The sequence below is a fragment of the Pseudomonas sp. S34 genome (assembly GCF_009866745.1).
Taxonomy (GTDB): Bacteria; Pseudomonadota; Gammaproteobacteria; order Pseudomonadales; family Pseudomonadaceae; genus Aquipseudomonas; species Aquipseudomonas jessenii.
Genome location: NZ_CP019398.1, coordinates 2750064 through 2765093, shown reverse-complemented (window position 1 = coordinate 2765093; position 15030 = coordinate 2750064). Strand labels below are relative to the sequence as shown.

The following is a 15030-nucleotide window of genomic DNA, read 5'->3' as shown; positions in this document are numbered from 1 at the left end:
TCACGCTCCCCTTTTGTTGTTGGCGGTGACGGCGTACTGCGGCATGGTGATGCACGCGACGTTGCCGCCACCGAGGAGGATTTCCCGGGAGTTTTCGATGCCGACGATGCTGTGTTGCGGGAACAGCTCGGCCAGGGTCGCCAGCGCCACTTTGTCGTTGCGATCACCAAACAGCGGCACCACGATGGAGCTGTTACCGGCGTAGTAGTTGATGTACGACGCGCAGATTTTCGTCCCGGCCTGGCGGGTATGGGTGCTGTCCTGCCGGTCCAGGCCTTCGGCTTCTTCGGCGGTCCACTCCAGCACCTCCGGCTGCGGCAGCTTGTGCACGATCAACTCGCGGCCACGACTGTCGCGGGTGCTGCGCAAGATGTCGTAGGCTTCCTGATAGATCTCCCACTGCGGATCGTCGCGGTTGTCGGTCCATTGCAACACCACTTCACCGGGGCGCACGAAGCACGCGAGGTCGTCGACGTGGCCGTCGGTTTCATCGAACTTGCAGCCCCGCGGCAGCCAGATCACCTGCTCGGCGCCGAGGTAATCGGTCAGGCGGCGGGTGACTTCGTCCTTGCCCAGGTGCTGGTTGCGATTGCGGTTGAGCAGGCATTGCTCAGTGGTCAGGATGCTGCCCTGGCCATCGCTCTGGATGCCGCCCAGTTCGGCGATCAACGGTGCGCGATAGCGGTCGAAGCGTTCGATTTCGAGGATCTTGCCGGCGATCTGGTCGTCCTTGTCCCACGGATAGTACAAGCCGCCGTCGAGGCCGCCGTAGGCGTTGAATTCGAAGTCGACGCCGCGCACTTCACCACGCTGGTCATTGACCACAAAACACGGGCCGCTGTCGCGGAACCAGGTGTCGTTGCAGGTCATTTCGACCACGCGTACTTGCGGCGGCAACTGGCGGCGCGCGGTGGCGAACTGTGCCGCCGAGGCGCACACGGTGACCGGTTCGCTCATGGAAATGGCGGTGACGATCTGCACCCAGACTTTCTGCGCCGGCTTGGCACCGTTGCGCCAGACGTCGGTACGCTCCGGCCAGCCGAGCCAGCAACCGGACTTGGCTTCGAATTCGCCGGGCAGACGGAAACCGTCCTGTTTGGGAGTGGTGTCGAGCAAACGGGCCATGGTCAAACCTCTTCAGCGGGGATTGGAATGACCACAGGCTAAGGGCGACAGCGACTGGCTCGCCAACGATGATTATTTCGGAATACTTGAATTCAACTCATCAATCGAGCAACTGATCGTTGAACCATTCCAGCATTTGCGCCACCGCCGGACGCTCCAGCCGCAGCCGCTCGCACACCAGCGCATATTGGCCCAGCGCGGTCATGCTCGAGGTGAACGGCCGTACCAGCCGCCCGCTGAGCAAATCTTCCTGGGCCGTCAAGTTGTCGCCCATGGCCACGCCCTGCCCTTGGGCCGCGGCCTCCAGTGCCAGCCCGGCGTGGGCGAAATACAGTTGACGATCAGGGCGCTGGTCACCGGCATGGCTGGTAAGCCACGCGGTCCAGGTCTTGCCGTCCTGGTCGTCGTGCAGCAGACAGTGGCGGGCCAGGTCCTTCGGGGTTTTCAGGGTGCCCTGGTTGAACAGGCCGGGGCTGCACACCGGGAAGAACTGCAACGCAGGCAGCGGCCGGACGAAATACGCGGTGCTGTCCACCGGGCCGGTGCCGTAGGTGATCGCCAGGTCGATGTCTTCCCCGGGCGCCGTGGCGTCGATCGGCTGTTCGTACAGATGCAAGGTGATGTGCGGGTAACGCGCGTAGAAATCCGTGAGACGACTCATCAGCCACTTTTGCGCCAGCTCGGCGGTAACCGCCAGACGCAATACCGCCAGGGATGAAGGGTCGCGCAGTTCATCGCAGGCATCGCCAATCAGTTCGAAAGCCTGCTGCAAACTTTGCATCAGGCGCCCGGCGGCCAGGGTCGGGCGAATCTGCCGGCCCTCGCGCACGAACAGCGGCACACCGAGTTGCTCTTCGAGTTGGCGAATCTGGTGGCTGACCGCGCTGTCGGTGACACACAACTCGGCCGCCGCCCGACCGAAATGGGCGTGACGGGCGGCGCATTCGAAGGTTCGCAGGGCTGCCAGGGAGGGTAATCGTCGCATCAGGTCATGTCCCGGTTTCGAGGGGGACATGCTGACTTGGCCTTTCGTGGGCGTCCAGTGGGACCGCGTTATCGTTCTTCGCGAGCAAGCCCGCTCCCACACTTGGAACGCAATACCCCTGTGGGAGCGGGCTTGCTCGCGAATAGGCCGGCCCATTCACCACAAATCCAACGACCTATCACGCTGACTGATCAACGATGACACTCCCCCAAACCCGGCGCGGGCACCTGCGATCGGTGAAGTGTTCATCGCCCGGGGCCGAGTGGTGAAGGCCGGCAAGAAACAGGTATTTGCCCGCGCCGAGCTGTTCGCGCAAACAGCCGGTCAATTGAAACTGGTGGCGACCGGCGACGCGATTCTGGTGCCGGTCGAGTAGCCCTTACGGTCTAGGCTGTTCAGGGTACGCTCAAGTCAGCCGGAGGCTCCCATGCATCTCGAAGGTTCCTGCCATTGCGGCGCGGTGTCGTTCAGTTTGACCAGCGCCCACCCCTACCCTTACCAGCGTTGCTACTGCTCGATCTGCCGCAAGACACAGGGCGGTGGCGGCTATGCGATCAACCTCGGTGGCGATGCCGCCAGCCTCAAGGTTCGCGGGCGCAAACACATCGCGATTTACCATGCGCGGCTCAAGGAACAAGACGACAAGCGCGCCCACAGCAGCACGGCCGAGCGGCATTTCTGCTCGGTCTGCGCAACGGCTCTGTGGCTATTCAGCCCGGAGTGGCCTGAGTTGATTCACCCCTTTGCCTCGGCCATCGACACGCCGCTGCCGGTGCCGCCGGAGCACACGCACCTGATGCTCGGTTCAAAAGCGCCGTGGGTGGAGGTCCAGGCGCAGCCCGGGGATCAACAGTTCGATCAGTACCCCGAGGAATCCATCGCCCAGTGGCATGAGCGTCTCGGCCTGGCCTGCCGAGAATAATTATCAGTTTTTTTCATACGGCAGTTCCCCTTTGCGTTTTTCGTTCGGTCAACCCCTCAGAAGCACTTCAACTACCGATCGATTCGATGCAAAGGGATCCCCATGTCGCACCCGCTTGTCGCCCGTTTCCGTTTTGCCTTGTGCCCTCTGGCGCTGGCCCTGCCTGCCACCCTGCTGAGCCTTGTACCCGTTGTCCACGCCGCTGAAACCGATGCCGAAAAGAACTCGGCCCGGGACGACGGCGTACTGCAACTGGGCGCAACGACCATTTCCGGCCAGGCGCTGGGCGCTACCACCGAAGGCACCCACTCCTACACCACCGGTTCAACATCCACGGCCACCGGCCTGCCCCTGTCGATCCGCGAAACGCCGCAATCGGTGACCGTCATTACCCGTCAGCAGATGGACGACCGCGGTGTGCAGAGCATCGGCGACGCGCTACGCAACACCCCCGGCATTTCGACGCAGAAGTACGACAGTGACCGCACCGAGTTTTCCGCCCGCGGCTTTGCCATCACCAACTTCCAGTACGACGGCGTGAACATTCCGTATGACGGTGTCTACGGTGAAAACCCTAACAACGGCGACGACGCGTCCAGCCTGGACCGCATCGAAATCGTCAAGGGTGCGACCGGCCTGATGACCGGTTCGGGCGACCCGTCCGCCACCGTCAACCTGATCCGCAAGAAGCCGACCAAGGAATTCAAGGCGTCGATCAGCGGCACCGTCGGTTACTGGGACGCCTATCGCAGCGTCGGCGATATTTCCGGTTCGCTGAACGATTCCGGCAGTGTGCGTGGCCGCTTTGTCGGCGCTTATTCCGACAAGAACTCCTACCAGGATCATTACAGCCAGAAGAAAGACCTGTTCTACGGCATCCTCGAAGCCGATCTGACACCCGACACCCTGCTGACCTTCGGCGTCGACAAGTCAAGCACCACCCCGCGAGGCTCGTCCTGGACCGGCAACCCGGTGTACTTCTCGGACGGAGGCCGTACCGACTTCCCCCGTCACTTCAACCCGGGCGCCGACTGGAGTCGTCGCGACTTCGACGACATCACTTACTTCGCCTCCCTGGAACAGGCTCTGGCCAACGACTGGAAGTTCAAGGCCAGCGTCGACCAGAAAACCACCGACCACGACACTCGCCTGGCCTCGGCCAGCGGCGGCAACCCGGACCGCGCCACCGGTGAAGGCATGTTCCTGTACTGGGGTCGCTGGGAAGGTCATCGCGTGCAAAACACCGCTGACGTGAACGTCACTGGCCCCTTCACCCTGGGAGGCCGCGAGCATGAACTGGTGGCTGGCTTCATGGCTTCCCACTCGCGCCAGACCGGCGCGACCTACGACACCAGCGCCTTCGAATTGGTCCCGGGCAGCATCTACGACTGGAGCGGCGATCTGCCGGAACAGAACTTCCCGAAAAACGGCAAGTACGAACGCACCCAAAGCCAGAATGGCCTGTACCTGGCCACGCGCCTGCACGCAACCGACGATCTGTCGATCATCCTCGGCAGCCGCCTGAGCACCTTCAAGTACAACGAGGATTATTCGTACTATCCGGGTGCGGGACTCGATGACACCCATGCCAGCTACAAGGAACATGGCGTGGTCACGCCCTATGCCGGTGTGGTCTATGACCTGGACGACACCTATTCTGCATACGCCAGCTACACCAGCATCTACCAGCCACAAACCTACAAGGATGCCACCGGTTCGACCCTGGCACCGGTCGAAGGCGCCAGTTACGAAGCCGGCCTGAAAGCCGCTTACTTCGACGGGCGACTGAACGCCAGCCTGGCCTTCTTCCGCATCGAGCAAGACAACGTCGCCGAATCGATCGGTACCAACCCGGTCACCAACGAAGGCATCTACAAAGCCATCGACGGCGCAACCACCAAAGGTGTGGAACTGGAACTGGCCGGTGAAGCGGCCGAAGGTTGGAACCTGTCGGCCGGCTATACCTACGCCCGCACCCGTGACGCTGATGAACAGCGCATCTTTGGCTTCCCGCTGGCGACCTCCAAACCGGAACATGTCGTGCGTACGTTCACCACCTACCGCCTGCCCGGCGCACTGGATCAGGTGACCATCGGTGGCGGTATCAGCTGGCAGAGCGCGTTCTACGGCAAGATCTACAGCCCGACAACGGGCGGCGACACCCGCATCAAGCAAGGTGGCTACACCCTCGTCGACCTGATGAGCCGCTATCAGTTCAACGAAAACCTGAGCTTCACCGTCAACGCCAACAACGTCTTCGACAAACGCTACCTGACGGGCCTGGGCAACTTCGACACCACGTACTACGGCGAACCACGCAACGTGATGTTGACCACCAAGTGGGATTTCTAAGCTGAGCGCCCGCCAGAAAACTGATACCTGTCAGTTAACACCGGAACCTGTGGGAGCGAGCTTGCTCGCGATAGCGGACTGTCAGCCACCTCAGGTGTGACTGCCTGATCCGTCATCGCGAGCAAGCTCGCTCCCACAATGGGTTGCGGTGTTCATGCCGCAGCCGGTATGCCGCTATGGAAGCGAAATTCCACATCCGGGGATTCGATCAGTTCCTGCTCGGCGGCACGGACCCTGTCGATCACCTGGGCGATGTCCTTGGCGTCCCCATATTGGTAGGCCAGCTTCAGGTAACCCTGGAAATGCCTGGCCTCGCTCTTGAGCAGACCGAAATAGAACTTGCCCAGTTCTTCGTCCAGGTGCGGCACCAGCGCTTCGAAACGCTCGCAACTGCGGGCTTCGATGAAGGCGCCGACCACCAGGGTGTCCACCAGTTTCACCGGCTCGTGACTGCGCACCACCTTGCGCAGCCCCGACGCATAGCGCCCGGCGGACAGCTGGCGCAGTTCGATCTTGCGCCGTTTCATCAGGCGCATGACCTGTTCGTGGTGCACCAGTTCTTCCCGGGCCAGACGCGACATCATGTTGATCAGATCGACGTGGGAGTGATACTTGGCGATCAGGCTCAACGCGGTGCTGGCGGCCTTGAATTCGCAGTTCTTGTGGTCGATCAGCAGGGTTTCCTGATCGGCCAGCGCGGCCTGGATCCAGCCGTCGGGGGTGCGGCAGCCAAGGAACTCGTGAATTTCGGGAAGGATCATGGGGCTCACGGAAAAATAGGTTCAAAACGAAGGGCGCCGATTATACCGGCCTGCCCGCAGACCACCAGTCGCCGACCGTTGATATGCATCAAGTCCCCGAATCGCCGACAGCAACTATAGTTGTGCAACGCCGTGCTTTTTCATTTTCAGGAGATCCCGCTCATGCAAGCCATTCGCAGCATTCTGGTGGTCATCGAACCCGAGCACTCGGAAAGCCTGGCGCTCAAACGGGCGAAGTTGATCGCCGGTGTGACCCAGGCGCAGTTGCATCTGCTGGTGTGCGACCCCAAGCATGATCACAGTGGCATGTTGGGTGTGCTCAAGGCCGCTTTGACGGAGGACGGCTACAGCGTCACCACCGAGCAGGCCTGGAACGACAGCCAACACCAAACCATCGTCGATGTGCAGCAAGCCGAAGGTTGCGGCCTGGTGGTCAAGCAGCACTTCCCCGACAGCCCATTGAAAAAAGCCCTGCTGACCCCGCAGGACTGGAAGCTGTTGCGGTCCTGCCCGACTCCGGTGCTGCTGGTGAAAACCGCCGATTCATGGAAAGACAAAGTGATCCTGGCAGCCATCGACGTTGGCAACTCCGACCAGGAGCATCGCCACCTGCACAACACCATCATCGATCATGGTTATGACATCGCAACCCTGGCCAAGGCCCGCCTGCACGTGATCAGCGCCCACCCGTCGCCGATGCTGTCGGCGGCCGACCCGACGTTTCAACTGAGCGAAACCATCCAGGCGCGCTATCGCGAACAGTGCAAGGCGTTCCAGGCGGAATTCGACATCGACGATGACCACCTGCACATCGAGGAAGGCCCGGCGGATGTGCTGATTCCGTTCATGGTGCACAAACTGCAGGCAGCGGTGACGGTGATCGGCACCGTAGCGCGCAGCGGGTTGTCAGGGGCGTTGATCGGCAATACGGCGGAAGTGGTGCTCGATGCGGTCGAGAGCGATGTGCTGGTGCTCAAGCCGATGGAAGTGGCGGATCATCTCGAGGAGATTGCGGACAAGCATTGAGATTTGTGGTGATTGAAAGGTCGTCTTCGCGAGCAAGCCCGCTCCCACACTGGATCTTCAGCAGACACAAACTTTGTGTTCGACCGAGGATAAATGTGGGAGCGGGCTTGCTCGCGAAGCTTTTAAAGTTCAGCCGCCAAAGGCGTCTTGCAGGAACCCCGGCGCAATATAGCGCTGGTAATGGGCTTCGGAGAGCAGGAAAAATTCCCGATCAATGGCGTCGCGCAATTCCGGCAGGTTCCACTCGCGAAACTCCGGCAGCAGCACCATCCCGTAGGCTTCCAGGTTGTTGATCACCCGCGCACCGCGCGCGATCAACTGGTAGGCCCAGCAATATTCCGACTGATGGGGCACGAAGCGGATCTTGCGCTGCTCCAGCTGCATTCGGAGCAGCGCCGGATCGAAAATTTCCACCTTGGCGGCCATCACCTGTGACAGCAACTGCTCAAGACGCAGCCATACCGCGCGCTTTTCTTCCTCGTTGTAACCGTTCCAGTGGATCACTTCGTGGTGGAAACGCTTGCAGCCACGGCACACCAGGTCACCGTAAACAGTGGAGCAGAGGCCGACGCAGGGAGTCTTGATGGTCTGATTGGGCATAGATAGGCAAAAACGCGAAAAAGCAGAACAGGCCGGCATGTTAGCCCTTTGTCGGCCATTGATCACCCCTCAAAGTTCAGGGCCTGTGGAGAATCGGGCTCTGGTGACCGCCACCACCAAAGTCCAATAAACACTGACTTACCTTTAATTTTTTTTTGCCGTAGAATCAGCCTGCCTTTTTAGGCGCCAATGTCCGTTAGAAGCTGTTTTCAAAGCGTCACGAGCACAGTCGTTCCTTCAGAGCGGTGTTGGCGAGGGGTTTTTCCAGCGGGGAAAAGCCCAACGCCAACCCTCATCAGCTCCCGTTCTGCAGGCGTAAAACTTTGAAAGCAGCTTCTGTAAGGAATTGTCGGTAATTCTGGCTAAGTGGCTCACAACGCCATGCAGCGCATGAGTACGGCAATTTCGGGATGAGCGTCCCGGACACCCATTTGGGACCACTGATGAGGGTAATAACTGTGCTTGAAGCCTACCGCAAACATATCGAAGAGCGCGCAGCACTGGGTATCGTTCCCCAGCCGCTAAACGCCGAACAAACTGCAGGCCTGGTCGAGCTGCTGAAAAATCCCCCGGCTGGCGAAGAAGCATTCCTCGTTGACCTGATCACCAATCGCGTTCCGCCTGGAGTGGACGAAGCAGCCTATGTAAAGGCCGGCTTCCTGTCCGCCATCGCCAAAGGCGAAGCCAAATCCCCCCTGATCGACAAGAAGCGCGCTGTTGAACTGCTCGGCACCATGCAGGGCGGCTACAACATCGTGACGCTGGTTAACCTGCTGGACGACGCCGAACTGGCTCCAGTAGCGGCCGAAGAACTCAAGCACACCCTGCTGATGTTCGACGCCTTCCACGACGTCGCTGAAAAAGCCAAGAACGGTAACGTTCACGCCCAAGGCGTGCTGCAATCCTGGGCTGACGGCGAGTGGTTCGTGAAGCGCCCGACCCTGGCCGACAAGATCAGCCTGCGCGTGTTCAAGGTCACCGGCGAAACCAACACCGACGACCTGTCCCCTGCTCCTGATGCCTGGTCCCGTCCAGACATCCCGCTGCACGCCCTGGCCATGCTGAAAATGGCTCGCGACGGCATCGTGCCTGACGCACAAGGCGTCACCGGTCCGATGAAGCAGATCGAAGAAATGCGCAACGCCGGTTTCCCTATCGCCTACGTCGGTGACGTGGTCGGTACCGGTTCTTCGCGTAAATCGGCGACCAACTCCGTACTGTGGTTCTTCGGCGACGACGTTCCTTATGTACCGAACAAGCGTGCCGGCGGTTTCTGCTTCGGCAGCAAAATCGCTCCGATCTTCTACAACACCATGGAAGATGCCGGCGCACTGCCAATCGAATTCGATGTTTCCAACATGCACATGGGCGACGTGATCGACCTGTACCCGCATGCTGGCAAAGTCTGCAAGCACGGCACCGACGAAGTCCTGACCACCTTCGAAATGAAGACTCCGGTGCTGTTGGACGAAGTTCGCGCTGGCGGCCGTATCCCGCTGATCATCGGCCGTGGCCTGACCGAAAAGGCTCGCGCCGAACTGGGTCTGCCACCTTCGAACCTGTTCAAGAAGCCTGAAGCACCGGCTGAAAGCACCAAGGGTTTCACCCTGGCGCAGAAAATGGTCGGCAAGGCTTGCGGCGTGACCGGCGTTCGTCCGGGCACCTACTGCGAACCGAAGATGACCACCGTGGGTTCCCAGGACACCACCGGTCCAATGACCCGTGACGAACTCAAAGACCTGGCGTGCCTGGGCTTCTCGACCGACCTGGTGATGCAGTCCTTCTGCCACACCGCGGCTTACCCTAAGCCGATCGACGTGACCACCCACCACACCCTGCCTGACTTCATCATGACCCGCGGCGGCGTTTCCCTGCGTCCGGGCGACGGCATCATCCACTCGTGGCTGAACCGCATGCTGCTGCCAGACACCGTCGGTACCGGTGGTGACTCCCACACCCGTTTCCCGATCGGCATCTCGTTCCCGGCCGGTTCCGGCCTGGTTGCGTTCGCCGCAGCCACCGGCGTCATGCCGCTGGACATGCCTGAGTCGATCCTGGTTCGCTTCAAAGGCGAACTGCAGCCAGGCGTCACCCTGCGTGACCTGGTTCACGCCATTCCTTACTACGCGATCCAGGCTGGCCTGCTGACCGTAGAGAAGAAAGGCAAGAAGAACGCCTTCTCCGGTCGCATCCTGGAGATCGAAGGTCTGCCTAAACTGACCGTAGAGCAAGCGTTCGAACTGTCTGACGCCTCGGCTGAACGTTCGGCTGCCGGTTGCACCATCCAGCTGTCCAAAGAGTCGATTGCCGAATACCTGCAGTCCAACATCACCCTGCTGCGCTGGATGATCGGCGAAGGCTACGGCGATGCACGTACTCTGGAACGTCGCGCTCAAGCAATGGAAGCCTGGCTGGCCAACCCTGAGCTGCTGGAAGCCGACAAAGACGCCGAATACGCCGAAGTCATCGAGATCGACCTGGCCGACATCAAGGAGCCTGTGCTCTGCGCGCCGAACGACCCGGACGACGCTCGCCTGCTCTCCAGCGTTGCTGGCGAGAAGATCGACGAAGTGTTCATCGGCTCGTGCATGACCAACATCGGTCACTTCCGCGCCGCCGGCAAGTTGCTGGAACAGGTCAAGGGTCAGCTGCCAACCCGTCTGTGGCTGTCGCCGCCGACCAAAATGGACGCTCACCAGCTGACCGAAGAAGGCTACTACGGCATCTACGGCAAGGCCGGCGCTCGCATGGAAATGCCAGGCTGCTCGCTGTGCATGGGTAACCAGGCACGTGTAGAGCCGAACTCGACTGTAGTGTCGACTTCGACCCGTAACTTCCCGAACCGTCTGGGTGACGGCGCGAACGTCTACCTGGCTTCGGCCGAGCTGGCGTCCGTGGCTTCCATCCTGGGTCGCCTGCCGACCGTCGAGGAGTACATGGAATACGCTGGCAAGATCGACAGCATGGCGGCCGATGTCTACCGCTACCTGTCCTTCGACCAGATCGCCGAGTTCCGTGAAGCTGCTGCGAACGCCAACATCCCGGTCGTTCAAGCCTAACGTTGCAACGCAATGAAAAACGCCGCCCATCGTGAGATGAGCGGCGTTTTTTTATGGCTGTTTTTTGTGTGTATATCCGTTTCTGGAGTAATGGCTGCTATTTGTTCCGCGAGCCGACCTGGCTCTGACTGAGGTCCCCGAACCTCTGTAGGAGCGAGCCTGCTCGCGATGGTCGTCAACGATAACGCAGGCTGTCTGAATCCCCGCGGTGTCCCGGCGTTTTTCGCGAGCAGGCTCGCTCCTACAGCCGACCGCGGCAGACCGAATACCCCCGAGCCCCCCAAAAAAAACGGCCAACCCGAAAACCGGATCAGCCGTCATTCACTCAGCAAATCAAACAGCAATCACGCACTCAGCGAATAGACCAACGCCGAAATCGCCACCAGGCCCACCGCCGTCACGAAGACATTGGACGCCTGACCGCGATAGCGTGCCATCGCCGGCACCTTGCGGATGGCGTACATCGGCATCAGGAACAGGATCGCCGCGATCACCGGGCCACCGAGGGTTTCGATCATGCCGAGGATGCTCGGGTTCAGCGTGGCGACGATCCAGCACACCACCAGCATGAACGCGGCGGTCATACGGTCCAGGGCCTTGGCGGACGGACGCTTGCCGCTCTTGACGATCAGACCCTTGAGGCCTTCGCTGGCGCCGATGTAGTGCCCCAGGAACGACTTGGAAATGGCCACGAAGGCAATCAACGGCGCCGCGAAAGCAATGGTCGGATTGCTGAAGTGGTTGGCCAGGTACGACAGGATCGACAGGTTCTGCGCCTTGGCTTCAGCCAGTTGCGCTGGCGACAGGGTCAGCACGCAACTGAAGACGAAGAACAGCACCATCACTACCATCAACAGATGGGCACGGGACAGGATCTGCGAGCTGCGTTCCTCGGCGTGTTCGCCATAACGACGCTTCTGGTCGACCGCAAACGCCGAGATGATCGGCGAGTGGTTGAACGAGAACACCATCACCGGAATCGCCAGCCACAAGGTGTGCAGCAGCGCAGACGGCGCAGGCACTTGGCTCGCGGTGGCGAGAATGCCGCCGTTCCAGTGCGGAATCAGGTACACCGCCAGAAACAGCAGCGCGACGATGAACGGGTAAACCATCAGGCTCATGGCCTTGACGATCATTTGCTCGCCGCAGCGCACCACGGCCAGCAGGCCAAGGATCAGCACCAGCGACAACACGGCGCGCGGTGGCGGCGTGATGTGCAATTGATGCTCAAGGAAACTGCCCACGGTGTTGGTCAGCGCCACGCTGTATATCAGCAGGATCGGGAAGATCGCGAAGAAGTACAACAGCGTGATCAGCGCGCCGGCCTTGATGCCGAAATGTTCTTCCACCACTTCAGTGATGTCGGCGCCTTCGCGCCCGGACAACACGAAACGGGTCAGCCCGCGGTGTGCGTAGAACGTCATCGGAAACGCCAGCAACGCCAGGATCAGCAGCGGCCAGAAACCGCCCAGGCCTGCGTTGATCGGCAAAAACAGGGTTCCGGCACCAATCGCCGTGCCAAACAGGCCCAGCATCCAGGTGGTGTCTTGGCGATTCCAGCTTGTAAGCGTCGCGGGTGTCGCGTCTACATAGCGTTCGTTAACGCTATTGGCCTGATCATTCATCCGGTGGGATCTCCACATTCCGGTCACTTGCCACCCGGCCAGGACGCGTCGGAATACCCGACAGGCGGCGCCCGGCCGAAACAGGGGCGCGATTCTGGAGGATTAGTGAGCAGAAGCAAAGACTTAGGTGAGGAACGGTGGTACCAGGTAGGCGAAAACCCCCTGTGGGAGCGAGCTTGCTCGCGATGGCTTCGGCACATCCAACAACCACTTGCCAGACACACCGCTATCGCGAGCAAGCTCGCTCCCACAAGGAATTGCAGTGTTTTCGAGGCTACGTTTCATCGCCAGACAGCATCCACCGCTTGATAAAGGTTCACCATCATGTATTTTTAACCGACCTGCATTCCTTCTGGAGTCTGCCCATGCCACTGGTTCGCGTCGACATCCAAAAACACCGGGACCCCACCCACGCCAGACGCATCGGGCAACTGATCTATGCCGCCATGCGCCAGACCATTGGCGTGCCTGAACACGACAACTTCCAGATCCTGGCCGAACACGACGAGCAGCATTTCATCTTTGATCCCGAGTATCTGGGCATCAACCGCACCGATAACCTGGTCGTCATCCAGATCACCCTCAACGAAGGGCGAACCCTGGAGCAGAAAAAAGACCTCTACAAAACCATCGCCGAAAGCCTTAACGCAGAGCTGGCGGTGCGCCTGGAGGACGTTTTCATCAATCTGGTGGAAGTGAAAAAAGAGAACTGGTCGTTCGGCAACGGGATTGCCCAATACGCCCTCTGATAGTCCACCTGCAAACCGAGAATGACCCATGCCCCGAGTTTCCCGCAAACAAGCCGACCTCAACCGCGAGACCATCGTCGATGCCGCCACCCGGCTGTTTCGTGAACGCGGCTTGCACGGGATCAGTGTGGTCGATGTGATGGCCGCCGCGGGCCTGACCCACGGCGGTTTCTACGGGCACTTCGAATCCAGGGAAGCCCTGGCGCAAGAGGCCAGCGGCCGGGCTTTCGAGCAGGCCGCGCAACGCTGGACAGGACGGGTGGCCGAGCATGACGGCAAGGACGCCGCCCGCCGTGCCGTGGTCGAAACCTACCTGTCCAACGAAAGCCGGGACAATCCGGGCGACAGCTGCCCGGTGGTGGCCTTTGCCGGGGACATGTGCCATGAGGCCGCCGAGAGCGGACTGCGCCAAACCTATCTGCAAGGCCTGAACAACCTGCTCGATTCCCTCGGCTCGCTGCTGGACGCAGAGGACGAAGCCGGCAAACGGCAGCAGGCGCTGGTGCAGTATTCGCTGATGTTCGGTGCGCTGATGCTGTCCCGGGCCACCCGAGGCGACCCGCTATCGGATGAAATTCTCGAAGCTGCCCGGGCCGCCCTCACGCCGTCGAAGTAAATCGCCCGCCCCCACGCAATAAAAGATCGCAGGCATTACCGGCTCCTACACTCAGCGCAGTGTCCACAATGGCGCAGGAGCTGCCACGAACTGCGATCGCTGGTGGTTGCCAAGCCGCCCTGAAATCAGCAATCTCAAGTGACGTTCGAGCCGATTTTTCGATGCCCACAGGGAGCCAAGCATGCCTGTAACCGTTCTGGTACTGGTTGAAACCATCAATGAGTACCTGCCTATCCTCGAACATCAGGGCTTTCACCTGATCCTGGCCCCGACGCCCGCCGAGCGCGCCGAAGCCATTGCCCACCACGCCGGGCAGATCGACGCCGTCCTCACCCGTGGCCCGCTGGGGCTGTATGCCGATGAAATCGCCGCCCTGCCCAGCCTCAAGATCATTTGCGTGATCGGCGCCGGCTATGAACACGTCGACCTGCTGGCCGCCGCCAACCGGGGCATCACCGTCACCAATGGCGCCGGGGTCAACGCCTCGTCCGTCGCCGACCATGCGATGGCGCTGCTGCTGTCGCTGGTGCGCGACATACCCCGCTGTGATGCCGCCGTTCGGCGCGGTGAGTGGCCGAAGATCATGCGCCCTTCCCTCGCTGGCAAACGCCTGGGCATCCTCGGCCTCGGCGCCGTCGGCATGGCCATCGCCAAACGCGCGGCCAATGGCTTCGACATGGCGGTGAGTTACCACAATCGCCAGCATCGCAGCGATGTGCCCTACACCTTCTGCTCCACCCCCACTGAACTGGCACGTGCTTCGGACTTTTTGATCGTCGCGACCCCGGGTGGTCTCGGGACCAGACACCTGATCAACAAAGCGGTCCTCGATGCCCTGGGTCCCAACGGGTTCATCGTCAACATCGCCCGCGCCAGCGTGATCGTCACCACCGACCTGATCAGCGCACTTGAACAACGCCGGATCGCCGGCGCCGCACTCGACGTGTTCGACGCCGAACCGAAGGTGCCGGATGCACTCAAGACCCTGAGCAACGTGATCCTCACCCCCCATGTCGCCGGGCTGTCCCCGGAAGCCACCCAGGGCACCGTCGAAATGGTGGGCAAGAACCTCGTGGCGTTTTTCTCCGGCCAACCGGTGCTCACGCCGATCGAACTGCCGGCGGCCCAGAGCCGGCTCGCCCATTGATGGCGATTCAAACAGCTGTATCAAAAACAATGATTGGCCGGCAACACGCTCACCTATAAGAGC

Annotated in this window: 13 protein-coding genes; 8 read left to right on the top strand and 5 right to left on the bottom strand. The window is 60.8% G+C overall.

Annotated features, from left to right (window positions below):
* Positions 1-1125, bottom strand: coding sequence for an agmatine deiminase (gene aguA, locus PspS34_RS12390; protein ID WP_154908917.1), 1125 nt, complete (start codon positions 1123-1125; stop codon positions 1-3).
* A 100-nt stretch (positions 1126-1225) separates the two neighbouring features.
* Positions 1226-2110, bottom strand: a complete 885-nt coding sequence (locus PspS34_RS12385) for a LysR substrate-binding domain-containing protein (protein WP_090454991.1) — start codon at positions 2108-2110, stop codon at positions 1226-1228.
* Between the two features lie 241 nt (positions 2111-2351).
* Here PspS34_RS12385 and PspS34_RS28800 point away from each other — a divergent pair, with 241 nt between their 5' ends.
* The 3 genes from PspS34_RS28800 to PspS34_RS12370 all read left to right on the top strand — a co-directional run bounded on the left by PspS34_RS28800 (position 2352) and on the right by PspS34_RS12370 (position 5384).
* Positions 2352-2486 (top strand): hypothetical protein, encoded by a 135-nt coding sequence (locus tag PspS34_RS28800; RefSeq protein ID WP_256355696.1) that lies wholly within the window; start codon positions 2352-2354, stop codon positions 2484-2486.
* Between the two features lie 51 nt (positions 2487-2537).
* Positions 2538-3032, top strand: coding sequence for a GFA family protein (locus PspS34_RS12375; RefSeq protein ID WP_159389825.1), 495 nt, complete (start codon positions 2538-2540; stop codon positions 3030-3032).
* 102 nt (positions 3033-3134) lie between these two features.
* A complete protein-coding gene (locus tag PspS34_RS12370; protein ID WP_159389824.1) occupies positions 3135-5384 on the top strand; it encodes a TonB-dependent siderophore receptor in 2250 nt (749 codons plus the stop codon).
* Positions 5385-5536: 152 nt separating this feature from the next.
* On the opposite strand, the gene miaE is transcribed toward PspS34_RS12370, so the two are convergent.
* On the bottom strand, positions 5537-6145 hold the full coding sequence (gene miaE / locus PspS34_RS12365) for a tRNA isopentenyl-2-thiomethyl-A-37 hydroxylase MiaE (RefSeq protein WP_090454987.1): 609 nt from the start codon (positions 6143-6145) through the stop codon (positions 5537-5539).
* A gap of 162 nt (positions 6146-6307) precedes the next feature.
* On the opposite strand from miaE, the gene PspS34_RS12360 reads away from it, so the two are divergent.
* The gene (locus PspS34_RS12360; RefSeq protein WP_154860137.1) at positions 6308-7171 is read left to right on the top strand and encodes a universal stress protein; all 864 of its coding nucleotides are present in this window, start codon (positions 6308-6310) and stop codon (positions 7169-7171) included.
* Between the two features lie 129 nt (positions 7172-7300).
* Here the strand turns inward: PspS34_RS12360 and PspS34_RS12355 are convergent, their stop codons facing one another.
* Positions 7301-7771 carry a DUF1289 domain-containing protein gene (locus PspS34_RS12355; protein WP_057715064.1) on the bottom strand — a complete coding sequence of 157 codons (471 nt, stop codon included), beginning with the start codon at positions 7769-7771 and terminating at the stop codon, positions 7301-7303.
* A gap of 458 nt (positions 7772-8229) precedes the next feature.
* On the opposite strand from PspS34_RS12355, the gene acnB reads away from it, so the two are divergent.
* Complete coding sequence (gene acnB / locus PspS34_RS12350) at positions 8230-10830, top strand: bifunctional aconitate hydratase 2/2-methylisocitrate dehydratase (RefSeq protein WP_090454986.1); 2601 nt, start codon at positions 8230-8232, stop codon at positions 10828-10830.
* A gap of 344 nt (positions 10831-11174) precedes the next feature.
* Here the strand turns inward: acnB and PspS34_RS12345 are convergent, their stop codons facing one another.
* Positions 11175-12455 carry a serine/threonine transporter gene (locus tag PspS34_RS12345; protein WP_057715067.1) on the bottom strand — a complete coding sequence of 427 codons (1281 nt, stop codon included), beginning with the start codon at positions 12453-12455 and terminating at the stop codon, positions 11175-11177.
* A 365-nt stretch (positions 12456-12820) separates the two neighbouring features.
* On the opposite strand from PspS34_RS12345, the gene PspS34_RS12340 reads away from it, so the two are divergent.
* The 3 genes from PspS34_RS12340 (at position 12821) to PspS34_RS12330 (ending at position 14967) form a co-directional block, all read left to right on the top strand.
* Positions 12821-13204, top strand: coding sequence for a tautomerase family protein (locus PspS34_RS12340; protein WP_154860139.1), 384 nt, complete (start codon positions 12821-12823; stop codon positions 13202-13204).
* A gap of 28 nt (positions 13205-13232) precedes the next feature.
* Positions 13233-13820, top strand: a complete 588-nt coding sequence (locus tag PspS34_RS12335) for a TetR/AcrR family transcriptional regulator (protein ID WP_159389823.1) — start codon at positions 13233-13235, stop codon at positions 13818-13820.
* 181 nt (positions 13821-14001) lie between these two features.
* Positions 14002-14967, top strand: coding sequence for a 2-hydroxyacid dehydrogenase (locus tag PspS34_RS12330; RefSeq protein WP_154860141.1), 966 nt, complete (start codon positions 14002-14004; stop codon positions 14965-14967).
* The last annotated feature ends 63 nt before the right edge of the window (positions 14968-15030 follow it).

Coding starts and splice junctions, on each gene's coding strand:
- PspS34_RS12375 (WP_159389825.1), top strand. CDS start 2,538: ATGCATCTCGAAGGTTCCTGCCATTGCGGCGCGGTGTCGTTCAGTTTG.
- PspS34_RS12385 (WP_090454991.1), bottom strand. CDS start 2,110: ATGCGACGATTACCCTCCCTGGCAGCCCTGCGAACCTTCGAATGCGCC.
- PspS34_RS12360 (WP_154860137.1), top strand. CDS start 6,308: ATGCAAGCCATTCGCAGCATTCTGGTGGTCATCGAACCCGAGCACTCG.
- aguA (WP_154908917.1), bottom strand. CDS start 1,125: ATGGCCCGTTTGCTCGACACCACTCCCAAACAGGACGGTTTCCGTCTG.
- PspS34_RS12370 (WP_159389824.1), top strand. CDS start 3,135: ATGTCGCACCCGCTTGTCGCCCGTTTCCGTTTTGCCTTGTGCCCTCTG.
- PspS34_RS12330 (WP_154860141.1), top strand. CDS start 14,002: ATGCCTGTAACCGTTCTGGTACTGGTTGAAACCATCAATGAGTACCTG.
- miaE (WP_090454987.1), bottom strand. CDS start 6,145: ATGATCCTTCCCGAAATTCACGAGTTCCTTGGCTGCCGCACCCCCGAC.
- PspS34_RS12340 (WP_154860139.1), top strand. CDS start 12,821: ATGCCACTGGTTCGCGTCGACATCCAAAAACACCGGGACCCCACCCAC.
- PspS34_RS12355 (WP_057715064.1), bottom strand. CDS start 7,771: ATGCCCAATCAGACCATCAAGACTCCCTGCGTCGGCCTCTGCTCCACT.
- PspS34_RS12335 (WP_159389823.1), top strand. CDS start 13,233: ATGCCCCGAGTTTCCCGCAAACAAGCCGACCTCAACCGCGAGACCATC.
- PspS34_RS12345 (WP_057715067.1), bottom strand. CDS start 12,455: ATGAATGATCAGGCCAATAGCGTTAACGAACGCTATGTAGACGCGACA.